Source organism: Hyphomicrobium sp. (assembly GCF_003987855.1).
Taxonomy (GTDB): domain Bacteria; phylum Pseudomonadota; class Alphaproteobacteria; order Rhizobiales; family Hyphomicrobiaceae; genus Hyphomicrobium_B.
Genome location: NZ_RXIZ01000014.1, coordinates 25,798 through 48,698 on the forward strand (window position 1 = coordinate 25,798; position 22,901 = coordinate 48,698).

20 protein-coding genes are annotated in these 22,901 nt (G+C 60.0%); 10 read left to right on the forward strand and 10 right to left on the reverse strand.

Annotated elements, in window-relative coordinates; all coding sequences use genetic code 11:
• Positions 1 to 70: 70 nt before the first annotated feature.
• Entirely contained in the window at positions 71 to 1,306 is a 1,236-nt protein-coding gene (locus tag EKK30_RS12260; RefSeq protein ID WP_290985398.1) for an N-acetylmuramoyl-L-alanine amidase, read from the reverse strand.
• Between the two features lie 782 nt (positions 1,307 to 2,088).
• Here EKK30_RS12260 and EKK30_RS12265 point away from each other — a divergent pair.
• The 8 genes from EKK30_RS12265 to EKK30_RS12300 all read left to right on the forward strand — a co-directional run bounded on the left by EKK30_RS12265 (position 2,089) and on the right by EKK30_RS12300 (position 11,336).
• Entirely contained in the window at positions 2,089 to 5,103 is a 3,015-nt protein-coding gene (locus tag EKK30_RS12265; RefSeq protein WP_290985401.1) for an Rne/Rng family ribonuclease, read from the forward strand.
• Between the two features lie 311 nt (positions 5,104 to 5,414).
• The gene (locus EKK30_RS12270; protein ID WP_290985404.1) at positions 5,415 to 6,746 is read left to right on the forward strand and encodes a M48 family metalloprotease; all 1,332 of its coding nucleotides are present in this window, start codon (positions 5,415 to 5,417) and stop codon (positions 6,744 to 6,746) included.
• Between the two features lie 35 nt (positions 6,747 to 6,781).
• Positions 6,782 to 7,636, forward strand: a complete 855-nt coding sequence (locus tag EKK30_RS12275) for a DsbA family protein (protein ID WP_290985407.1) — start codon at positions 6,782 to 6,784, stop codon at positions 7,634 to 7,636.
• A gap of 157 nt (positions 7,637 to 7,793) precedes the next feature.
• On the forward strand, positions 7,794 to 8,249 hold the full coding sequence (aroQ, locus tag EKK30_RS12280; protein WP_290985409.1) for a type II 3-dehydroquinate dehydratase: 456 nt from the start codon (positions 7,794 to 7,796) through the stop codon (positions 8,247 to 8,249).
• A gap of 60 nt (positions 8,250 to 8,309) precedes the next feature.
• Positions 8,310 to 8,798, forward strand: a complete 489-nt coding sequence (gene accB, locus EKK30_RS12285; protein ID WP_290985412.1) for an acetyl-CoA carboxylase biotin carboxyl carrier protein — start codon at positions 8,310 to 8,312, stop codon at positions 8,796 to 8,798.
• A 37-nt stretch (positions 8,799 to 8,835) separates the two neighbouring features.
• Positions 8,836 to 10,176 carry an acetyl-CoA carboxylase biotin carboxylase subunit gene (gene accC / locus EKK30_RS12290; protein ID WP_290985415.1) on the forward strand — a complete coding sequence of 447 codons (1,341 nt, stop codon included), beginning with the start codon at positions 8,836 to 8,838 and terminating at the stop codon, positions 10,174 to 10,176.
• A gap of 60 nt (positions 10,177 to 10,236) precedes the next feature.
• A complete protein-coding gene (gene aat / locus EKK30_RS12295) occupies positions 10,237 to 10,920 on the forward strand; it encodes a leucyl/phenylalanyl-tRNA--protein transferase (protein ID WP_290985418.1) in 684 nt (227 codons plus the stop codon).
• Between the two features lie 128 nt (positions 10,921 to 11,048).
• A complete protein-coding gene (locus EKK30_RS12300; RefSeq protein WP_290985421.1) occupies positions 11,049 to 11,336 on the forward strand; it encodes a hypothetical protein in 288 nt (95 codons plus the stop codon).
• A gap of 55 nt (positions 11,337 to 11,391) precedes the next feature.
• On the opposite strand, the gene EKK30_RS12305 is transcribed toward EKK30_RS12300, so the two are convergent.
• The 3 genes from EKK30_RS12305 to EKK30_RS12315 form a co-directional block, all read right to left on the reverse strand.
• The gene (locus EKK30_RS12305) at positions 11,392 to 12,675 is read right to left on the reverse strand and encodes an MFS transporter (RefSeq protein ID WP_290985424.1); all 1,284 of its coding nucleotides are present in this window, start codon (positions 12,673 to 12,675) and stop codon (positions 11,392 to 11,394) included.
• Complete coding sequence (guaA, locus tag EKK30_RS12310) at positions 12,666 to 14,213, reverse strand: glutamine-hydrolyzing GMP synthase (protein WP_290985745.1); 1,548 nt, start codon at positions 14,211 to 14,213, stop codon at positions 12,666 to 12,668. The genes EKK30_RS12305 and guaA overlap by 10 nt, the downstream gene beginning before the upstream one ends.
• A 126-nt stretch (positions 14,214 to 14,339) precedes the next feature.
• Positions 14,340 to 14,765, reverse strand: coding sequence for a TspO/MBR family protein (locus EKK30_RS12315; RefSeq protein WP_290985427.1), 426 nt, complete (start codon positions 14,763 to 14,765; stop codon positions 14,340 to 14,342).
• Positions 14,766 to 14,881: 116 nt separating this feature from the next.
• Between EKK30_RS12315 and EKK30_RS12320 the strand changes: the two genes are divergently transcribed.
• Positions 14,882 to 15,280 (forward strand): SET domain-containing protein, encoded by a 399-nt coding sequence (locus EKK30_RS12320; RefSeq protein WP_290985430.1) that lies wholly within the window; start codon positions 14,882 to 14,884, stop codon positions 15,278 to 15,280.
• A gap of 13 nt (positions 15,281 to 15,293) precedes the next feature.
• Here the strand turns inward: EKK30_RS12320 and EKK30_RS12325 are convergent, their stop codons facing one another.
• The 6 genes from EKK30_RS12325 to EKK30_RS12350 form a co-directional block, all read right to left on the reverse strand.
• A complete protein-coding gene (locus tag EKK30_RS12325; protein ID WP_290985432.1) occupies positions 15,294 to 15,881 on the reverse strand; it encodes an SET domain-containing protein in 588 nt (195 codons plus the stop codon).
• Between the two features lie 286 nt (positions 15,882 to 16,167).
• On the reverse strand, positions 16,168 to 17,460 hold the full coding sequence (locus EKK30_RS12330; protein WP_290985434.1) for an RsmB/NOP family class I SAM-dependent RNA methyltransferase: 1,293 nt from the start codon (positions 17,458 to 17,460) through the stop codon (positions 16,168 to 16,170).
• A 4-nt stretch (positions 17,461 to 17,464) separates the two neighbouring features.
• Entirely contained in the window at positions 17,465 to 17,887 is a 423-nt protein-coding gene (locus EKK30_RS12335) for an MAPEG family protein (protein ID WP_290985436.1), read from the reverse strand.
• 39 nt (positions 17,888 to 17,926) lie between these two features.
• On the reverse strand, positions 17,927 to 19,441 hold the full coding sequence (guaB, locus tag EKK30_RS12340; RefSeq protein ID WP_290985439.1) for an IMP dehydrogenase: 1,515 nt from the start codon (positions 19,439 to 19,441) through the stop codon (positions 17,927 to 17,929).
• Between the two features lie 308 nt (positions 19,442 to 19,749).
• Positions 19,750 to 20,493, reverse strand: a complete 744-nt coding sequence (locus EKK30_RS12345) for an RlmE family RNA methyltransferase (RefSeq protein WP_290985442.1) — start codon at positions 20,491 to 20,493, stop codon at positions 19,750 to 19,752.
• Positions 20,490 to 21,836: a Ppx/GppA phosphatase family protein gene (locus EKK30_RS12350; protein ID WP_290985445.1), complete on the reverse strand. Its 1,347-nt coding sequence runs from the start codon at positions 21,834 to 21,836 to the stop codon at positions 20,490 to 20,492. Before EKK30_RS12350 ends, EKK30_RS12345 begins: the two co-directional genes overlap by 4 nt.
• 171 nt (positions 21,837 to 22,007) lie before the next feature.
• Here EKK30_RS12350 and EKK30_RS12355 point away from each other — a divergent pair, with 171 nt between their 5' ends.
• Complete coding sequence (locus EKK30_RS12355) at positions 22,008 to 22,811, forward strand: M15 family metallopeptidase (RefSeq protein ID WP_290985447.1); 804 nt, start codon at positions 22,008 to 22,010, stop codon at positions 22,809 to 22,811.
• The last annotated feature ends 90 nt before the right edge of the window (positions 22,812 to 22,901 follow it).

Sequence of the window (22,901 nt, forward strand, 5' to 3'; positions counted from 1 at the left end):
ACAATCCCCTGGAACGTTCGCACATTAGCACGGATTGTGGCAGCACGTCGTCCGCGGGCAGACCTGTCCCTTACGGACGAGCCGCCGTTCTCTTATTGAAGTAAATTTGCACCGCTTCGGCGATTGAGCCCGCCACTTTTGACTGCCATTCAGGCGTCAGCATCTGCTCCTCGTCGGTTCGGTTGCTGATATAACCGAGTTCGACCAGAACCGAGGGCGCATCGGTCTGCTTCAAGACTTTGAACGCCGCCGAACGTCGGGGGAGCCGCGACATCTCGATGGTCTTTCCGAGCCTTTTGGCAAGCACCTGCGAAAAATCGGCCGAGAAGTTCGACGTCTCGCGTTTCATCAGGTCTATCAGGATGTTCTTCACCTGATCATCATTGCCTTTGTCGTAAGCCTCGATGCCGGCGAGAAGGTCCGAAGCGTTCTCCTTTTCGGCCATAACGCGCGCCTGCTCGTCGGATGCTTTGCCTGAGAGCGTGTAGATCGTGGCGCCGCGAATGTTGTCCGCCGCCGTCTTCTCTTCAATGGAATCGGCGTGAAGCGAGATGAACAGGTCGGCGCCGCTATCGCGCGAAAACTTGAGGCGCTTGTCGAGCGAGACGAAAACGTCCTCAGACCGCGTCATCTTGACGTCGTAAAGCCCCGCCTTTTCCAACGCTTGCTTGAGTTGCTGGGCGACCGCGAGAACGATGGTTTTCTCGGTAACGCTATTGGCTCCCATCGCGCCCGGGTCGATGCCGCCGTGGCCAGGATCTATGACTACAACAGGCCTGCTGTGCGGCTTGCGCGGACCATCGGGGGCTCCAATGGGATCACCATCCACTCCAGGTTCAAAGGCTGCCGACTCGGTGCCTGCGCCGGTGCCTGAACCAAACGCGGTGGCGTCCATCGGCATGAGGGCAATTGCAAGTTTGACGGCGGAACTCCCCTTGAGCCGCGTCATGTTGGCCGAGTGGATCTTCACCGGCCCCTTGGTGTCGATCACAATGCGCGACTTGCGCTCGGCGAATTGACCGTACCTGAACTGGGAAACGAGCCCGGCGCCTCTTTTGCCTGTTGCCGGATCCAGCCGAAAGACAAGGTCGGGCAGGTCGAGGACAACTCGATAGGGGTTTGCCAATGTGAAAACCTGCGCCGTTACCCCTTCGCTCATGGTCAATTCGAAGATCGTCGAACGGCCGGTGACGGTTAAATGGGTTTCCAGTGCTTCCGCAGCCAAACACGGCCGCGAGAGCAACAGGCATAGCGCCGCCGCTACAGCCGTGAGCGCCCTCAGCAAAGGCACACAGGGCAGGCCCATTGCCGAAGTCCCCCCTTCATCCCTCACCCGCCGTTTAGTTTTGACCCGTTAAATCTTTGTTTTCAAACGTAATATAAAAGGATCATTGTTGCCTTGCGACGTCTGTCCCCTACCGGCTTTATAGCACTTGCCAGCGCGGGGGTGACCTCGTACAGTTTCAAATGTATTCGGTGGCGCCGGAGACACACGCTTAAGTAGCGTTCGTCGAGTGCGCCTGCAAAGCCCGATCGGCCTGCTGCGGGGCGAAGCCCAGCTTTCACAGGTAATTGGGTTAGCACGGATGGCACCTGCCTGAGGCAAAGCGCACGGGGAGTATCACGTCGCTCGGCAGGTTTCGCAGCTTTGGCACTCCAGCCCCCGGCGGCTCGTGTTGAGGCAATGTTTGACTTTGTGCCGGTCGCCCCGGTTTGCCAGTCGGGTGAAGTGCGGATTTCTGGGCGGCCATAATTGATCCACGGGACGCTGAAGAGCGTCAGATTTTTCCCCCGGCCAACGTCCCTCATTGTGGACACTGAGCTGGAACATACACGATAGGCCATGACGACAGCTTGCATCAGCAGATATCGCTCCCAAAGGACCTTGGTCCGCGGGTCGCGTTTGTCCGCTCCCGCGTGCCTCTTGCGCACAGCAGGGAACGGGCCGGTGCAGAGAGCCGCGCGGTCTTCCATCCCATCAGCGCAATCAACCAAAAGAACGCGCCACCGCGCGAAGTTCGCAGTCCGTTCCATGGATACTGGATCGAGATGCGAGCCGCCGCACCGGCGCGCCAAGGAAAATAAGCAATGTCCAATACGAAGATGCTCATTGATGCCACGCATCCCGAGGAGACTCGGGTCGTGGTCCAACGGAATGGCCGGGTAGAGGAATTCGATTTCGAAAGCGCCGCGCGCAAACTTCTCCGCGGCAATATCTACCTCGCGAAAGTGACGCGCGTTGAGCCGTCACTCCAGGCTGCCTTTGTCGATTACGGCGGCAACAGGCACGGCTTTCTGGCCTTCAACGAAATCCACCCTGATTACTATCAGATCCCGGTAGCGGATCGGCAGGCTCTGCTCGATGAAGAAGCGGCTGCGGAAGCCGAACTCGAAGCGGCGGCCGACAGGCGTGCGGAGGCTCTGGCGCGCCGAAACGCCGGCCGATCCCAGGGTCCCGAGGGGGCGAGCGATGGCGACGCCAATCAGAATTCTGATGAAGACTTCTCTGACAACGGCTCTGACGAAGAAGGCGAAACCGCGCATATCGTCGATGTCGAGGAAGACGAACACATCGAGGAGATCGGCGGCGAAGATGGCGAGGCGCCCGTCAAGGTGATCGCGGTCGCGGTGCCTATGCCGGATGACGACGTACGTTCTGAACCGGCGGAGGCTGATGACGCAGAAGTAGAGGAAAACACCACCGCAGACCAGGAAGGCCTATCGGTCGCAGAACATTCCTCTGAGCACCGGACCGAAGAACATACCGAAGACGCCGACCAAGATAGCGACGAGACTGGCGATCAAAGGCACGAACGCGGTCACGAGCACGACAATTCAGAACAGCCACACGTTCACGACGATCACGGCCACGAGTCTGAAGACGGCTCTGTCCGCGAGTTCCAGGAGGAGGCGCCTTCCCGCCCTCGCCGCCGTCCACGTAGCTATAAGATCCAGGAAGTCATCAAGCGGCGGCAGATCATTCTGGTTCAGGTCGTCAAGGAAGAGCGCGGCAACAAGGGCGCGGCGCTCACGACCTATCTGTCGCTCGCCGGTCGCTACACGGTCCTCATGCCGAATACGGCGCGCGGCGGCGGAATTTCACGGAAGATTACCAATCCGCAGGATCGCCGCCGGTTGAAGGCCATTGCGCAGGAGCTCGAGGTTCCGGAGGGCATGGGCCTCATCATCCGCACGGCAGGCGCTGCGCGGACCAAGCAGGAGATCAAGCGCGACTTCGAATATCTTCTCCGGCTCTGGGAAAGCGTGCGCGAACTCACGCTTCAGTCAACGGCGCCGAGCCTTGTTTATGAGGAAGGCGATCTCATCAAGCGTTCGATCCGCGACCTTTATAACAAAGACGTCGAAGAGATCGTCGTTGCGGGCGAAGCCGGGCATCAAGAAGCTGCCGACTTCATGAAGATGCTCATGCCCAGCCACGCGAAAAACGTGGTGGCTTATCGAGATCCAACTCCGCTCTTCACGCGCTACGGCGTCGAGCGCCAGCTCAATGCGATGTTCCAGCCGCAGGTCACCTTGCGGTCCGGCGGCTACATCGTGATCAACCAAACGGAAGCTCTGGTTGCCATCGACGTCAACTCGGGCAAGTCGACACGAGAATTCTCCATCGAGGAAACTGCTCTCGCTACAAACCTTGAAGCAGCCGATGAAATCGCGCGTCAGCTGAAGCTTCGCGACCTTGCCGGCCTCATCGTGATCGATTTCATCGACATGGAGGAGAAGCGCAACAATCGGGCCGTCGAACGGCGGCTGAAAGATGCGCTGCGTTTCGACCGGGCGCGGATCCAGCTCGGACGCATTTCCCACTTCGGGCTCATGGAAATGTCTCGTCAGCGCCTGCGCACGGGCGTTCTCGAAGGCTCCACGTCACAGTGTCCGCACTGCCAGGGAACCGGTATCATTCGGTCGACCGAGAGCATTGCGCTTGCTGTGCTGCGCGGTCTCGAAGATGCCATCACGGCAGGCGCCTCGGGTTCGCTGACCGCCACCACGACGCCAGCGGTTGCGCTTTACATTCTCAATAGCAAGCGTGCGTACGTCACCGACATGGAAAGCCGCCACGGGTTCGCCGTGACGGTGCTCGGTAGCGATCGCATACAGGGTGCGAACTTCACGATCGAACGCGGCGGGGCTGCGTTGCCTGCGCGACGTGTCGAACGTGCCGCGGTCAACATGGACTGGGGCTTCGACAGCGAAGAGGAAGCACCCGCGTTTGAGGGCGGCGAAATCGAGACCCTCTCCAATGGCGATGATGAGGAAGGCGGCGGCAACCGCGAGCATGGCCGTGGCGAAGGGGACGACAACGGTGCACGGAGGGGCCGGCGTCGCCGGCGCCGTGGCCGCGGCGGACGAGATCGGGGAGAAGGCCGCGAACGTTTCGGCTCTGAAGCTCGCAGCGACGACACCCAGTTCTCTGAGGCTCATGGTAGTGAGGATGAGCCGGAAGGCGGTGTGTCGGAGGAAGAGGAAAACGGCGAGCAGGCTGCGGGCGACGACGCGAATTTTGACGGCGAGCGCAGCGACGCCAACGGCAGCGAGGAAAGACCTTCCCGGCGCCGTAGACGTGGCCGTCGTGGCGGCCGCCGCGGCCGTGATCGTAATCGCGAAGGCTCCTCCGTACATGCGGAAGGTGGTGAGGGCGATGAAGAGCGGGATGGCGAGAACCGAGATACCGAGTCCGAGCAGGACGAACCGCACCAGCAGAGCGCGCGGGTAAACGGCGAGCATGTTGCAGATGCGCGTGCGCCCGAGGACATCGCGCCTGAAGTTCGGAAGGCGGAGAAGCCAACGCGGCAGCGTATCTGGGACGTTCCAGCAGCGATGGAAAGCGCCGAGCAAGTTGAAATCGCGGTGAAAGCCGACGACTATCAAAAGCAGCCCGCCCAACCAGCTTCCGAGCCGTCGATCACCGCAGAAGAGAAAGCGCCGCCAGCGCAGAGCCGCCGCCGTCACGAGGTTGGCTCGAGCGAGCCACGCGTTGAGCGGGTCGTCCTACGGCCCGGCCAAGAAGCGGCGGCGGATGGCGAGGCGCAGGCCCCTCCCCAGCGCAAAGGGTGGTGGCAGCGTAAGTTCGGCGGCGAGTGATGATGAAGGACCGAAGCCCGGGTACTTCGGTTCTTCTTAAAGCTGCGCGCCCCGTCTCGGGATGATCCTTCTTCATCTTGGTTTGGGGCGCGCGACGCACCGCCATGGTGGCGCCCCAAAGTGGTGAATGTTCCTATCCTCTCGTTGCATCGGGTTTGACCCAAACGGGCTTGGCGCATACCTTGACCGTGCGTAGCGTCTCGAAGCGCTTATCGAGATCAGGGCACAGCGAAATGCCGATAATTCGGAAGACGTTTTCGGCGCTTTCAATCGCCAGACGCTTGTTTTTGCCGGCGGGTGGGACCCTCCTCTTGGCGCAGTTTGTCGTTGGCGCCGCGAGTGCCCAAGGGCTGCCCCTCATTCGTGACGCTGAGATTGAATCTCTGCTGCAAGATTATTCGCGGCCGATCTTCCAAGCCGCAGGGTTCGGTGGCGGCCGGGTTACCGTCCGCATCATCAACAATGACGCGTTCAACGCGTTCGTCCTCGACGGCGCGAATGTCTTTGTAAACACCGGCACACTGATGCAGGCCAATACGCCGAATGAAGTCATCGGCGTGATCGCCCATGAAAGCGGGCACATCGCCGGTGGGCATATGGCAGCGCTAAGGGCGCGCATCGCAAAGGACCAAACGCGCGCTTTACTTACGCAAGTGCTCGGTCTCGGTGCGATGGTCGCTGGCGGCGTGCAAGGTGGTGACTCCGGGCGGGATACCATGCAAGGCGGCGCTGCAATCATGCAGGGTGGCAGCAGCGTCATCATGAAGGGATTGCTGGCCGAGCGGCGATCGCAGGAATCCGCGGCAGACCAAGCGGGCATCAAATATCTCACCGCGACGAAGCAATCGGGCAAAGGGATGCTCGACACATTCCAGCGCTTCAAGGAGCAGGAGTATCTGTCGGACCAGTTTCAGGATCCGTTTGTGCGTTCTCATCCCTTGTCAGCAGAGCGGTTGGCCCGGTTGAACCAACTTGTGACGACCAGCCCATACTTCGAACAGAAAGACCCGGCTTCCCTGCAGCTTCGTCATGACCTTATGCGGGCGAAGCTCTCCGGCTATCTCGAAACGCCGTCCGCCGTATTCAACCGGTACCCCGATTCCAACACGACCTTGCCTGCACGCTACGCGCGCGCGATAGCGAAATTCTTCCGCGGTGGCGGTGGGGCCCTCGAGGCTGCCGTGCAAGATGCCGACGCCATGATCCGTGAGAACCCGTCCTACCCCTACTTCTACGAACTCAAGGCAGATTTCCTGATGCGGTCTGGGAAAATGGCGGCGGCGGTGCCGAGCTTGCGTCAGGCCTTAAAGCTTGCTCCCAACAGTCCGCTGATCCGAGTCGAACTCGCGACTGCGGTCCAGAATATCGATTCCGCCGACGCTCAAAAGGAAGCCATAGACCAGCTGCGCAAGTCGCTCGTGGAGGATGCCGAGAACGGCCATGCGTATAGACTGCTGGCAAACATCTATTACAAGCAGGGGAGAGGCCCCGAAGCCGACGCCATGACCGCGCAGGCCTTCTTTTATGAAGGCAACATAAAACAGGCGCAGATCTTCGCCAAACGGGCTCAGCTAAAACTTCGGTCCGGCTCTCCCGAGTGGCTGAAAAACGATGACATCATCAACTATAAGCCGCAGACGTAAGCGGCCAACGTAACGGTACAAAGCGAGACACATCCATGACCCTGAAAAGCAATCCGGCCAACGGCGCGCGTTCGCCACTGACATCGCGGAAAGCGTTCTCGCTTCTGGCGCTCACCCTTGCCTGCTTTACCGTGGCCGGCGCGTCCTATCTCGCCTTCGGGCCGGCCCGGGCAGATACGGTAGCGCCAACAGCAGGCGGAACCGCCTTTACCGATGAGCAGAAAAAAGCCCTTGGGGAGATCATCAAAGATTACCTGATCAAGAACCCCGAGATCATGTTCGAAGTGCAAAGCGCGCTCGACGAGAAGTCCCAAAAAGACCAGGACGCCAAGCTGAAGGCATTCATGGCGACCAACGCCAAGACCATCTACCGCGCCGCAGACTCCTCGGTGGCAGGTGATCCTAACGGCGACGTCACGGTTGTAGAGTTCTTCGATTACAATTGCGGCTATTGCAAACGCGGGTTGCCGGAAGTCCAGAGGCTGATCCACGACGACAAGAAGGTGCGCTTCGTTTTCAAGGAACTCCCCATCCTTGCGAAAGGCTCGGAGGAAGCCGCGCGCGTTGCATTGGCCGCGAAACGCCAGGGCAAGTACTGGGAATTCCACCAGGCCATGCTCGGTTCGAAGGGTCAGGCGAACGAAGCATCGGCACTAAAGGTCGCTGAGTCTCTCGGGCTCGACATGAACAAGGTCAAAGCCGACATGGCCAGCGACTCGGTCAAAAATGAATTGCAGGCGGATCTGCAGCTTGCCAAGCAGCTCGGCGTCAATGGCACGCCCCACTTCCTCGTGGGCGATAAGGCGATCCCGGGAGCCCCGGACGATCTTCATGACCAGCTCGAGGGTTTGGTGTCCGGCTATCGGAAGACCGGGTGCAACATCTGCTAGGATGTCAACAAATCTTTGCCGATCAGATATTTAGCAGAGATACCACACTGAGGTGCGCGGCCAACACCGCGCACTTTGCGCATTCCGAGAAAGCTGATAGACCCTGGGCCTTCACAACCGCTTGGGTTATCGCCCGGCGCCTCAACGGCCTCCAGAAATGACTGCCCTCGTCTACGTACTCAATGGTCCGAATCTCAACATGCTCGGCGTTCGCGAGCCCGAAATCTATGGTTCGGAGACGCTCGACGATTTACGACTGCGCACCGAGAAGGCCGCCGCCCGCAGCGGCCTTAACATCGAATTCCGACAGTCGAACATCGAGGGTGAGATTGTAAACTGGGTACAAGAGGCCCGGGGCCGCGCGAAGGGCATCATCATTAACGCGGGCGGCTATACGCACACGTCCGTTGCCATCCTCGATGCGCTGCAGGCCGTCAGTCTGCCGGTGGTCGAGGTTCACCTGTCGAATATCTTCCGTCGCGACGAATTTAGGCAGCATTCCTACATTTCGCTCGCCGCGACTGGAGTAATCTGCGGACTTGGCGCGAAAGGTTATGAACTCGCCGTCGAGGCGATGGCAGACATTCTCAATAAATCGGTGAGGAAGGCGTGAGGCTCCGCTCAACGCTCTCGCTATAAGACGCACGCAACATATATCGAGGACACGGCACTGATGACCGCAAAAGACCAAGCGCCGAAAATGGGCAGCGCCGAAGGTCAGATGATCCGCGAGCTCGCAGAGCTCCTCAACGATACGGGTCTGACTGAAATCGAGATTGAGAAAAGCGGCCTCAAGATCCGGGTCGCCAAAAAGATTTCCATTAGCGCTGCCGCTCCACAGGCCTATTTGGCGGCGCCGGTGCCGAGCGCTGCTTCAACGCCAAACGAAGTAAAATCGGCCGCATCTCCGGGTGATCTGTCTAAGCACCCCGGCGCGGTCAAATCGCCGATGGTGGGAACGGCGTATCGTTCTCCTGAACCCGGTGCGGCCGCCTTCTGCGAGGTCGGCAGCAAGGTCAACCAAGGCGACACCCTTCTGATCATCGAAGCCATGAAGACGATGAATCAGATCCCGGCTCCCCGCTCCGGCACGGTCAAGGCGATCCTTGTCGAAAACGCACAGCCGGTCGAATACGGCGAACCGCTGATCATCATCGAATAGTGCGCCCCCGAGCGGCGGCAAGGCGCCTGGAGTAAAAATGTTCGACAAAATCCTGATCGCCAACCGAGGGGAAATCGCGCTACGCGTCCAGCGCGCATGCCGGGAACTCGGGATCGCCACGGTGGCCGTGCATTCGACGGCGGACGCGGATGCCATGCATGTGCGTCTTGCAGACGAAAGCGTCTGCATCGGACCGCCTCCTGCGCGCGAAAGCTATCTCAATATTCCGGCACTCGTGACTGCGTGCGAAATCACAGGCGCCGACGCGGTCCACCCGGGCTACGGCTTTCTTTCTGAAAACGCCCGCTTCGCTGAGATCCTTGAAGAGCACAAAATCACGTTCATCGGCCCGACTTCCGAGCACATCCGGATCATGGGCGACAAGATCGAAGCCAAGGAAACGGCCAAGAAGCTCGGCATCCCCGTTGTTCCAGGTTCTGCAGGCGCCGTGACCAGCGAAACCGAAGCGATGAAAGTCGCCAAGGAAATGGGCTTTCCGGTGCTGATCAAAGCTGCCGCCGGCGGCGGCGGCCGCGGCATGAAAGTAGCCTTGACCGCCGCTGATCTCGGCGTCGCTCTCGCGACTGCCCGGTCCGAGGCGAAAGCCGCCTTTAACGACGATTCCGTTTACATCGAAAAATATCTGCAGAAGCCGCGCCACATCGAAATCCAGGTGTTCGGCGACGGCAAGGGCAACGCCGTGCATCTGGGCGAGCGCGACTGCTCGCTGCAGCGGCGACATCAGAAGGTGCTCGAGGAAAGCCCGTCCCCGGCTCTCAATGCGGCCCAGCGTGAGCGGATCGGCGCGACGGTTGCTGAGGCGATGCGCAAGCTAAAATATCGCGGCGCCGGCACTGTCGAGTTCCTGTTCGAGGACGGGCAGTTCTACTTCATTGAGATGAACACCCGACTCCAGGTGGAGCACCCCGTTACGGAAATGGTCACCGGAACCGATCTCGTGCTCGAGCAGATCCGGGTCGCTGCGGGCCTGCCGCTGAGCTTCACTCAGGATGAGATCGAGCTCAAAGGCCATGCCATCGAGTGCCGCATCAATGCTGAGAACCCGAAGGATTTCCGGCCGTCCCCGGGCCAGATCACGTACTGGCATCCGCCGGGTGGTCTGGGCGTTCGCGTCGACAGCGGCGTCTATCAGGGCTACCGAATTCCGCCATATTACGACAGCCTGATCGGGAAGCTCATCGTCTCGGGTAAAACCCGCAACGATGCACTGATGCGCCTTCGCCGTGCTCTCAACGAGTTCGTGATTGATGGGATCGAAACTACGATCCCATTGTTTCAAGATCTCGTGAAAGAACCTGATATCCTCAATGGTGTCTACGACATTCACTGGCTCGAAAAATATCTAGGGATGAAGTAAGCTTTGCCTCTGCGCGACATGTTCCGCGCGCGTCCGAGAATTCGCTTGGCAAGTGGCAGCATGGCGTCGCGCGACGACCCGATGTTTGAAATTACGCCGCAGGTCCTGTTGAAGGCCTACAGCTGCGGTATATTTCCGATGGCCGAAAGCGCGGACGATCCTGCGCTCTACTGGATCGAGCCTCAGCAGCGCGGGGTCCTGCCGCTCGATAAGCTGCACATTCCCAAGCGGCTCCTGCGCACGGTGCGCACCACTCCGTTCGAGGTGAAGATCGACACGGATTACGAAGGCGTCATTGACGGCTGCGCCGCTCCTCGGGCAGGCCGCATGTCGACATGGATCAACAGCCGGATCCGCGCGCTCTATCGCGAGCTCTTCGAGCTAGGGGCCTGCCACACCGTCGAAGTCTGGAGCGGAGACGAGATGGTCGGCGGTCTTTACGGAGTCGCTCTGAAGAGTGCGTTCTTCGGCGAGAGTATGTTTTCGACGGAACGGGATGCATCCAAGATTGCGTTGGTGCATCTCGCCGCGCGCTTGATCCGCGGTGGCTTTACGCTTCTGGATACGCAGTTCGTCACAGACCATCTTCGGCAATTCGGTACGATCGAGCTCGATCGGATGGCGTTTCAGCGCGAACTTGAATTGGCGCTACAAAGGGATGCTGATTTCTACGCGCTTTCGCGCACTGCCACGGGCGCAGAAGTTGCTGAGATATTCAGCTCGCGTTCCGATTGTTCAGCATAAGCACTGCGCTTTGTTTCGGTAGGAACAGCCGCAAAGGTCAGTTGAATGCCAGTTTTCCGACTCTGAGCGCATGCCGCGTTCAGCGAGGCCATCGATCTGCTTGGCCGCATCATCGGAGAACCAAACCTATGCTCAAAAATGCTTTTGCAGCGGTCGCTGCGCTCACTTTTGTAACTGCCGCGACGATGTCGTGCGCCAACGCTGGAGGCATGCACATGCACAGTGGGCCGGCCCTGCACAGCATGAACATGCACAGCGGCATGTCGATGCCAAACCATCTTTTCCGTCATCATCCGCGATTGGGTGTGATCATTGCGTCCGCGGGCGTTGGCTGCGGTGATATTTATGACCGGTGGATCTTCACCGGCGATTATTTTTGGAAGTACAAATATGAGGCATGCCGATACGGCTGGTGAACCCTTGGGGAGATCGCCCATTCGCGATCCGGGCGATCTCTCGATCCGCCGGCGCCTAGTCGGCCTCTGAGATTTTGTTTCGGGTGCCGACCCAATAAATGAGGGCACAGATGAAGGCGATCGTCCCTGCCAGGGCAAAAGCGGGAACGAAGGAGTTTGTGTGCTGGAGAAGTGCGCCGCTCAAATAGGGCGCGAGGGCGCCTCCGATAGAACCGCCCACGTTTTGAATTGCTTCGAGCGTCGCCACAGAATTCACCGGCGCGATGACGGCGGCGAGCGCCCAGCCGCAGCTCGAAGCAACGTTGGCCGCAAAGAGGCCCAGCGACATCAGCGCGATCGCGGCGGGCAGGTTCTCGACATAGACAGCGCTGATGGTGGCGAGACCCGCCACGACGAGTCCCACGATCACGGGTAGCCGGCAGGTGGCGGCCGCGTCCATCGTTCCAAAGCGTCCTAGCCGGTCCGAGATCACTCCTCCTCCGAGGGCACCGAAGAAGCCGGCCGCCAGCGGTATTGCCGACCAGATGCCAGCGCTGGCTATCGATTGATGCCTGGCGATCTCCAGGTATCCCGGCAACCACGTCGCGTACAGCCACGAGACATAAACAACGCCGAAGAAGCCCAGAAACATACCCCAGGTCGTCGGGAAACCTAGGAGCCACCGAACCTGTTTCCATCCGGCGTGCGCGATCGGCGCACCGTCGTCACGATGTATCTCGTCGAGATCGGCAACGGGAATGAGTGCGTCGCTTGGGGAGCGATAAAGGAGCATCCAGAGCGCCGCGACTACGAAGCCCGCGAGGCCGGCGATGATGAACATGACACGCCATCCGTGTGCCAGCATCAAGAGGGTGAGAATTGGCGGGGCAAGTGCGGGCGCCAACGCCGATGAGGAGTTGAATATCGCGATCGGGAGTGCTCGGCCTTTCAACGGGTACCAATCCGCGCAGACACGCGTGCCGCCTATGTACATTGGCGACTCGCCCAATCCCAGCGCGACGCGAGCAGCTAGGAACTGCGGAAGCGAGTGGACGACCCCGCCGACAAGCTGGGCCAGTGACCACAGCACCATGCCGCCGCCCAGCGCGCGCCGCGGGCCGAAGCGATCGACCAAAACGCCCGCCGGGATCTGTGCGAGGCCGTAACTCCACGCGAACGCCGACAGCAACAGTCCCATCTCGCTGTAGGATAGGTTTAGTTCCGCGCGGATTTCCGGATTGCCCACCGCGAGTGCGGCACGATCGAAGTAATTGACGCAGCCGGCGAGCACGAGCAGCGCGAGGGCGGTGGAGCGAAACCGTCGCGTTCTAGGCGAGGCGTTGTCCCGCGCTACTCCCACTCGATGGTGCCGGGCGGCTTGGACGTAACGTCGTAGACGACACGATTCACACCGCGAACCTCGTTGATGATGCGGGTCGCGACGCGTCCGAGGAAAGCCATGTCGAAGTGGAAGAAGTCGGCGGTCATACCGTCGACCGAGGTTACGGCACGCAAGCCGAGGACATGGTCATACGTGCGGCCATCGCCCATTACTCCGACGGTGCGCACCGGCAGAAGAACCGCGAATGCCTGCCAGATCGCGTCGTAGAGCCCAGCGCGGCGGATCTCGTCCAGGTACACGGCATCTGCCTTGCGTAGGATGTCGAGCTTCTCGCGCGTGATCTCGCCGGGAATGCGGATTGCGAGCCCCGGACCCGGGAACGGATGCCGGCCGACAAATGCCTCTGGCAGGCCGAGTTCGCGTCCGAGCGCCCTCACCTCATCCTTGAAGAGTTCGCGCAGCGGCTCAACGAGCTTCATGTTCATGCGCTCGGGCAAACCGCCGACGTTGTGGTGCGATTTGATGGTGACAGACGGACCGCCGGTGAAAGAGACGCTTTCGATGACATCGGGGTACAATGTTCCTTGCGCGAGAAATTCAGCTCCGCCGATCTTCTTGGCTTCGGCTTCGAACACATCGATGAAATGCTTGCCGATCGTCTTGCGCTTGGTTTCGGGGTCCGAAACGCCTGCGAGCGCATTCAGGAACTGCTCAGAGGCGTCGACGTGCACGAGCGGGATGTTGTAGTGATCGCGGAAGAGACCGACGACCTCGTTCGCCTCGCCGAGCCGCATCAAGCCATGATCGACGAACACGCAAGTGAGCTGGTCGCCGATCGCCTCATGGATCAAGACAGCTGCGACGGCGCTGTCGACACCGCCTGAGAGGCCGCAGATCACACGGCCCGTCCCTACTTGCTTCTGGATCTTGGCAATCATTTCGCGGCGATAGGCCGACATCGTCCAGTCCGACTTGAGGCCGGCGATGTTATGGACGAAATTCGCGATCAACTTCGCGCCATCCGGAGTATGGACGACTTCGGGATGGAACTGGACGGCGTAGAAGCCGCGCTTCTCGTCCGCCACCGCTGCGTACGGAGCATTGTCGCTCGTCCCGATCACTTCGAAGCCCTCGGGGAGGCGGGTGACGCGGTCGCCGTGGCTCATCCAAACCTGATAGCGCTCACCCGGCGACCAGACGCCTTCGAATAGCGGGCTTTGTGTCGCAATAGAAAGGAATGCGCGACCGAACTCGCGGTCGTGGCCGCTTTCGACTTTGCCGCCGAGCTGCTCGGCCATTGTCTGCTGGCCGTAGCAAATGCCCAGCACAGGTATGCCGGCGTCGAAAACGGCGTCCGGCGCACGAGGAGAACCATCTTCGGTAACGGACGCTGGTCCACCGGAAAGGATGACGGCCTTTGGCTTCAGCTTTCGAAATGCTTCGGCGGCATTCTGGAAGGGGTGGATTTCAGAATAGACGCCCGCCTCCCGCACGCGCCGTGCGATTAGCTGGGTTACCTGGCTGCCAAAATCGATGATGAGAACGGATTCGGTCAAAGCGTAGATGGCCCTTTCTTCAAGGCCATCCCCTACGCGAAGTCGCGTCACGTCGCAACGTCCCTGCCGTCACGGAAGCGGCGTAGGCTGGCAAAGCGCTAAAGCCGCAGGTTGAGGGAAACGGGCTTAGTTCATCCTCCAGACTGCGAAATTCAGCACACCCGCAAACGTTACCCAGGCGAGATAGGGCAGAAACAGGTAAGTTGCTCGGGTGTCCAAGGGCCAGGCGGCGATCATGAAAGCCACGACGGCAAGCCACAGGGCGCATAGGTCGACCAGAGCCAGGAAGATGTCGTGGCGGCCGAACATGAGATAAGACCAAAGGGCATTAAAAACGAGACCGATGCCCCAGATTACAACAGCCCCCGACAATCCGCCGGTGCGCCAAGCGAGCCATCCCGCGATCGCGATCATTACGTACAGGATCGTCCACGCTACAGGGAATGCCCAATTGGGTGGCGTCCATGACGGCTTGTTCAATCCGGCGTACCATTCGCCCGGCATGAAACGTGCGCCGGTTGATGCTGCCATTGCGACGAGGGCCGCGAACACCAAAAAAGTTCCGAGGTTTCGCAAATCCGTACTCCCAATTTCGATCGCGCCAGGTAGAGAGTCCGCCGATCGCATGCGCTTCGTGTCGAAGCTGGCTTATCGAAGGACCCCGTTTCATGCTCATGGTCAAGACCCGGCTCGCACCAAGCGCCATAGCGGGCATCGGTCTTTTTGCGGCCGAGGATATACCCCAAGGCACCGTGACGTGGCGGTTTATGCCGGAATTCGACCGGCTGCTGTCTCAAGAGGAAATCGCACGTCTTCCCGACGGCGCACGCGAAAATCTCCTCGACCACGTCTATCTGCACGCGGACAGCGGGCAGTTCGTCCTTTGCGCAGACAACGCCCGCTTCATGAACCACGCGGATGACCCGAACACCGAGGGCGTCCATGAATCAGGCGCCATCGAGGGGTACGATGTGGCCACGCGGGATATTCGTGCAGGCGAAGAGATGACCTGCGACTACCGGACCTTCGACGCTCACGTGGACCGCAAGCTCGGCGGGACGAAATAGCTCGAGCTTCGGGTTACTCGCCAGGTACGATTGCCGTTTGGTTCTCCGGCTTGGAAAGGCTTCTCCGCCGCTTTGCCGCGAGACTTCGGAGCGCCTGCATAGCCAGAATGCGCCGTTGCAGATACGGCGAGAAATATCCCGCATATCGCCGCCAGAGATCAGTCCGCATCCAGTCCTGTCCGGAGACGTGACCACGACAGTGCCGCGAGCCGCACGAGCAGGCAAACTCGTCATAGGGCGAACCGTCACTCATCGCGTAATCGTAGGTGATCTCTTCTCCGGGCGCGATCTCGCGCATAGCCACGAGGGTGATTTGGCCTGACAAGCCGGAGTTCGGATCACAGCAGTGATTGACGTAATCCGGCGGCTCACAATCGGAGAGTGAGACCAGATACTGGTTCTCTTCGACCTGAAGCGAATAACGCTTCACGGTGGAAGGCATTTCATTCAATTCCTCGCCCGTGACGAGCGTCCCGCTCCAGACCACGATGAGTTCGCCTTTCGCGATAGCCTCTCGGGCAACGACGGTATGACCGCCGCGGTCTGGTGTCGGACGAACTTCGCATTTGGGGGAGAGGAAGGAGTGGGGCCTACCGCTCATTCATTGACCTCAATTGGCCTCACGAGCGGGGGCGTAGCTAGAGTGCAATACACGCACCCGATGCCCGTCCCTCGATTTGCCGCGAGCCAGCAGCAAACGCTTGATGAGATAGTTTTATGGAGCCTGATGTCAACGGCCAAAAGTGGGCAAGCTGGGGAAAGCCCACTGCTCACATTTTATGTCAGAGCGTAACGATGGGCAGGCGTCTTCCGCAGGAGAGTTCGTAGGCGGATCAAGAGCAGGCGTTCATGACACCGTCCCTACTTCTCATCCACAGAATGAATGATCAGTTCTTACGCTGGAGGGCGGCGATGAAGAAGCCGTCCGTGCCATGGCGATGGGGCGTCAGCAGGAGGGTGTCTTCGCGGCCGTCCGCGGAAGGCGGAGCTTCGGTCGCGAACGCTTCGCGCCAGACCCGCGCGGTTGGGACGATCGAAAAGTCCGGATTCTTTTGCAAAAACCATTCGATCTGGCCGGTATTTTCCTCCGGAAGGATCGAGCAGGTGACATACAGGAGACGGCCGCCCGGCTTCACGAGGCTGGCGGCGCGGCGCAGAACAGATTGCTGCTCAGCCGCGCGCGCTTTCAAAGCTTCAGACTTGAGCTTCCATTTTGCATCGGGACGCCTCCGCCAGGTTCCGGTCCCAGTGCAGGGGGCGTCTGCCAAGACGACGTCAAAGCGGGGACCGAGGGTGTCTACCGCGACTTCATCTCCCGCGCGCATGACCTGAACATTGCGAACACCGGCGCGCTTGATTCGCTCGAAGATCGGCTTCAGCTGATTGCGATCAGCGTCATACGCGTAGATCTGTCCGGTGTTTTGCATTCCTGCCGCCAGCGCCAGGGTCTTGCCTCCGGCGCCCGCACAAAGGTCAAGCACTTGCTTGCGCGGGCCAGCCCCCGCAAGCAGCGCAGCCAACTGGGACCCCTCATCCTGGATTTCGAACCAGCCCGCCTGGAAGGCGGCTTCGGCCTGAAGGTTGGGCGTCCGCTGCGCGCCTGTCGGCGGCGCAATTCGGACGCCGATCGGCGACAGAGCACACGGTTCAGCCCCAAACCCGGCAAGGGCTTTCAGAACCTTCTCGGGTGTTGACTTCAGCGTATTGACGCGAAGGTCAGCTGGCGCCCGACGCGCCATCGCCTGGCCCTCCGCAATTGCATCGGTGCCGAATTGGCTCGAGAATGACGGCCAGAGCCATTCGGGGATGTCCGCTTGAATGTGCTCCGGCGCATCAGACAGCGAGCGTGTCAGACCCGCCTGCTCGGCCGGCGAGAGCGGCGGCGGCGCATGGTCGGTACCATCGCATGCCGTTGCCACGGACTCGGCAGTTATACCAAGTGCCGACGCGGCGGCACCCAGCGCCAGAGCTCTCGGCGAGTCCTCACCCATAGCCCAAACGATCGATGCGCGGCGGCGCATAGCATCATACACGAGGCCGCCGATCGCGTTCCGGTCGCCGGAGCCCGCAAACCGATGCGCCTTGCCCCAATCCGTAAGAGCGATGGAGATTGGCTGATAGCGATGAAGGATTGCTTCCAATACTTCGATCGCCGCCGCTATGCGAGCGCCGGCTTTCATTGCTCTAGGCAGCCGTCAGAATTTGAATGGCGAAGATCAGCCACATAATGAAGAGGACCAGGGCGGCGAGCGAGAAAGCAGCCATGCGCCACATCACGTTGTTGCTCGTCACGTGAACAAAGGCGTGGGCAATTCGCGAGAGAACAAAGATCCATGCCAGAACGAGCAGGGGCGTGCCAAATACACGTGTGATCAAGATGAAGGCGATCAACACGAAGAACAGCATCGGCATCTCAAACTGATTGCTGAAGTTGTTCGCAAACTGGCGAGCGCGCGGCGTGTAGTTGCGATTATCGAGCGCGATGTCTTCGATCTTCACCTCGCCTCGCGAGACGCTGGCGACTCTCGCGCGTCCCATCAGCACCATCACGACGAAGATGAGGAAGACCTGGACGAAGACAGGCAACAGGAAATCAGTGACCGTCATGACGGGGGCCCTCGGTTTGGCTGAATTCGGAAGGCAAAACTATCGGCCCACGCCGGGATAGTTCGGACTTTCGCGCGTGATCATCACGCCGTGAGCGTGGCTCTCCTGAATGCCGGCTGGCGAGACGCGCACGAACTTAGCGCGCTTCTGCAATTCAGGAATTGTTTTGGCGCCCAAGTATCCCATTCCCGCCCGCAACCCGCCAACAAGCTGGTGGACGACGGCTTCCATCGGTCCCTTGTAGGGAACCTGGCCCTCGATGCCTTCCGGCACGAGTTTCAGCGTATCGCGAACCTCCGCCTGGAAATAGCGATCGGCAGATCCGCGAGCCATTGCGCCGACGGAACCCATGCCGCGATAAGACTTGTAGGTGCGTCCTTGATAAAGATAGGTTTCACCCGGTGCTTCGTCGGTGCCCGCCAGCAGCGAGCCGATCATCACGCAGGATGCACCAGCGGCGACCGCCTTGGCGATGTCGCCCGAAAAGCGGATGCCGCCATCGGCAATTACGGGGACGCCGTGCCGCGACGCTTCCTTGGCGCATTCCATGACTGCGGTGAGCTGAGGAACGCCTACGCCGGCAACGATGCGGGTCGTGCAAATCGAGCCCGGACCAATCCCGACTTTGACGGCGTCGGCGCCTGCTTCGATCAAAGCTTTCGTGGCGTCCGCGGTCGCCACGTTGCCAGCGATAACCTGGACACTATTGGATTGGCGTTTGATGCGGGCGACCGCTTCAATCACCTTGGCGGAATGCCCGTGTGCCGTATCGACGACAATGACATCGCAACCGGCGGTGATGAGACGCTCTGTCCGCTCGAAACCGTCTTCGCCGACTGTCGTGGCAGCCGCGACGCGAAGGCGGCCCTGCGCGTCCTTCGACGCGTTTGGATGCTTTGCAGCCTTTTCGATGTCCTTGACTGTGATCAGGCCAATGCAATTGCGGTCATCGTCGACGACGATAAGCTTCTCGATCCGATTCTTATGAAGGAGTTTTTTGGCTTCAACCGGCGACACGTTGCGTTTGACGGTCACCAGACCATCTTTCGTCATGAATTCGGATACCGGGCGCTCCAGGTCACTCGCGAAACGCACGTCGCGGTTGGTCAGGATACCAACGAGCTTGCCCTTGCCAGCGCTACCGTCCGCAGCTTCCCTTCCGCTGTCCACGACAGGCACACCGGTGACGCCCTTCTCGGCCATCAGCTTGAGCGCTTCGCGTAGGGACTTCGTCGGGGCGATCGTCACGGGATCAAGAACGATGCCGCTCTCGTAGCGCTTCACCTGCGCCACGTGACGCGCCTGCTCTTCTATGGAGAGGTTGCGGTGAAGAACGCCAATCCCCCCCTCCTGTGCCATGGCTATCGCGAGACGCGCTTCGGTGACCGTGTCCATTGCCGATGACAGAAGTGGAATATTAAGGCGAACGCTTTTGGTCAGCTGCGTGGAGACGTCGGTCTGCCCCGGCATCACATCGGAAGGGCCTGGGACCAACAAGACGTCGTCGAAGGTGAGCGCGATCGCCGAATCGAGCGCGGATAGGCTCGAAGTCATGCCGACTTCTCCAGATTTTGGGGGGCGACACGTCCAGGCCCCCTGGGGCGGAACATTGTCGCGGGGTCTATAGCACCAAGGTTTCCACGTTGGAAGCGCCCGCGCCCGCGTCAAATGGGGATGGAGTTAACCATCCTCCAGCGGCTGATTTTTTTGGCTCGCGAGCGTCACACCCGTGTCGCGGGCCTTTGTCATATAAGAGCAACGGGGTTCAAAGCCCCCATAGGTTTACTTTCAGGCCGTCGGCAGCCGCGTTCAGCGCTCGCCCGGCCATGGCGCGAGCGACAAGAGCTCGGACCTGGCCGCTCTCATCTATCTCCTCGAAAACCAGTAGCCAGAACATACAGTTCAGAGCTTTCGGCACGGCTCGCAGGCGGCTTTACGTGGCGAACGGTTTGGAAGTCGCGCTTCAACATATCGAGCAAGTCGCGCTCCGTGCCACCCTGGAAGACCTTGCAGAGGAAGACGCCGCCGGGTTCCAACACGTCGCCTGCAAACGCAGCAGCAGCCTCGGCGAGCCCCATGATTCGCAGATGGTCGGTTTTCGCATGCCCGACGGTGGGTGCCGCCATATCCGAAAGCACGACGTCGGCGCGTCCACCGCGCAGGCGCGACTTCAGCAAGTTTTCGGCGGCGGGGTCGGTGAAATCCATTTCGATGATATCGACGCCCGGGATCGGCTCAAAAGCCAGATAATCGATCGCGACCACCTGACCCTTACCCTCGGCAGCCTTTACCCGCTCGGCCGCTTCCTGGGACCAGCCACCCGGCGCGGCGCCCAAATCAATGACTCGCTGCCCCGGCTTGAGAAAATGGTATCGCGCATCGATCTCTCGGATCTTGAACGCGGCCCGAGATCGCAATCCTTCCCGCTTTGATGCGGCGACATAGGGATCATTCAGCTGGCGCTCGAGCCAACGAGCCGACGACACCGATCGCTTGCGAGCGGTCTTGACTGTCGTCCGAAGCTGACGTTGGCCGCCGCTCAAGCTTCCGCGGCTTCCACCCTTCTTAGGACCGCCAGTTCCGCCGCTCTTTCCTTTGCTGCTCACGACGCCCTGGAGCCTCTCGCCCTCTTGCCACGGCCACGCCGACGACGGCCCGCGCGCCAAACTCCGTCTTCCATCATGAGACGCATCAGAATTCCTTCGCGTAGGCCTCGATCGGCGACTCTAAGCCGATCTCCCGGCCAGAGTTTCAGAATGGCATCGAGGATCGCGCAGCCGGCAAGGACAAGATCCGCGCGCTCGCGACCGATGCACGGCTGCTGAACGCGTTCATCGTACGACCAACCCAGTAGTTCGGACGTTACTTCGTCGATCTCTTTCAAGCCCAGCCAGATGCCGTCGACACGTTTCCTGTCGTATCGTTCCAGCCCAAGCATCACGCCTGCGATCGTCGTCACAGTGCCGGAGGTGCCCAGGAAATGCACGGATTTTCCCGACATAAGCTCGCGAAAGCGGTGCTTCTGCTCAAACGGCAACAGAAGCTCAGTTACTGCTTGCGACATGGCAGCGAAGCTTGCCTTTGTGACGTCACGCCCGCCGAAATGTTCGGCCAAGGTGACCACACCGACTGGGAGTGATTCCCAAGCGACAATCGCTTCGTCGACGTCGTTACGGCCACCGAGGACATCCTGGCGGCCTCCGAGTCGTGTCATATCGAGCCAGATAATTTCGGATGACCCGCCGCCGATATCGAAGACAAGAACATAATCAGCGCCCGGATCAATCAGAGTGGCGCATCCCGCGACGGCCAGATGCGCTTCAATCTCCGGCGTCAAGATCTCGATATCCAGGTCGAAGTTTCGTCTTACGTTGTCGACAAATGCCGGACCATTTTCTGCCACCCGGCACGCCTGAGTGGCGACCAGACGCGCACGAGACACATTATGGCGTTGCAGCTTTCCGGCGCAGACCCTCAATGCTTCCATCGTGCGATCCATTGCGAGGTCTGAGAGGCGGCCGGTTTGGCTGACGCCTTCCCCCAATCGGATGATGCGAGAAAATGCGTCGACGACCCGGAAGCCGCGTCGCGAAGGCCGCGCCAGGAGCAGGCGGCAATTATTCGTACCAAGGTCGAGAGCACCGTAGATTTCTTCCGATCCTAGCGGCCGAGAGTCGGCGCCGGCCATATCCTGATCGGATTGCGTTTCCGCGCCCGCCGCGTGTCGCGTCATCGAGAAAGATCGAAGGGGGTTTTCGCCATTCCGATCCGGCGGAGATCGATGACCATCACGCGACTGCCCGTCGCCATAATGAGAGCGGCCGTTTACCCGGCCGTTGTGATGCGCGGGTGTTGCGCCAAACGTCTCTGGTGCGGCAATCTCGTCATCAGATTTATCGGGCAGCCCGGCAGCGTCAGCGGCATCGGGCCCTGATTTCTCGGGCTTCAATGTTTTTCTCCAGGACCTGGAACATCACAGCTCGCCGCAATGAGCCGTGCTCGTCAGGCCATCGGTCTGGACCTCAGTTGCGGGAAGTGTATCAGGTCGGGCTGTCTCGTAAAGCTCCCGGTTGTGCTTAACTGCCGAGAGAGCATCAGCAACGATCTACTGGACGGGCATATGGCGGGGCGTCCCATCGGCTTGATAGGCGTATTATCGTGGGTATTTCTCGTGTCATCGTTCGCCGCTCCGGCGCCCGCTGGGGCTGTCGATGCGGGAGAGATAGCAGCTCGCCTCGCCGCAGCTTATCCTGACTTTGTCGCCAGACCTGTCGGCAATATGCTGGAATTCAAAGACGGAACGTCGATGAAAATCGATGACGGTCTTGGCGAGAAGCCATTCACTTCGTGGCTCGCCCAACCGGACCTTAAAGATATGTTTCGCTTCCAGTATCCTGCAGGGGCGACGCCATCTCCGCCCGCTGTCGATTTCGATCCCGGCCGCGCCAGGAACGAAGAGTTCTTCATCAAGATTTATGGCGACTGCCGGCAGCCCGGTTTTGAAAAAACGTTAGCGTCGGTCGCATGGCTGCCGAAGAAGACTCATCAGCGAATTCTCATCTCCAGCAAAAACGGCGTCGCAGATCATTTGCGGAGAGTAAGTGACGAACTCGACTCTCTACCTGGTTCGCTCGACGTGTTCTTGATTCCATCGGCAGGAGGTTTCGTATGTCGCGCCGTCGCGGGCACCACTCAGCGGTCCGGCCATGCCTTTGGCATCGCCGTCGATATTGCGACGAAGCGATCCGACTACTGGCGGTGGGCGAAGGGCGGTCCTTCTAATCGGCCTGACTACAGGAACTCCATCCCCAAACAAATCGTCGAAATCTTCGAGAAGCATGGCTTCATTTGGGGTGGCCGCTGGTACCACTACGATACGATGCATTTCGAGTACCGGCCCGAGTTGATTAGGGCGGAGAAATGAGCGTAAACGCCTGCTAGGTCGCAAGAGAGCGGGCAAAAGCCTCGTCGCCACGCTTTCTGTGCGCGCAAGCGTAAGCCTGAGCTTGCAGAT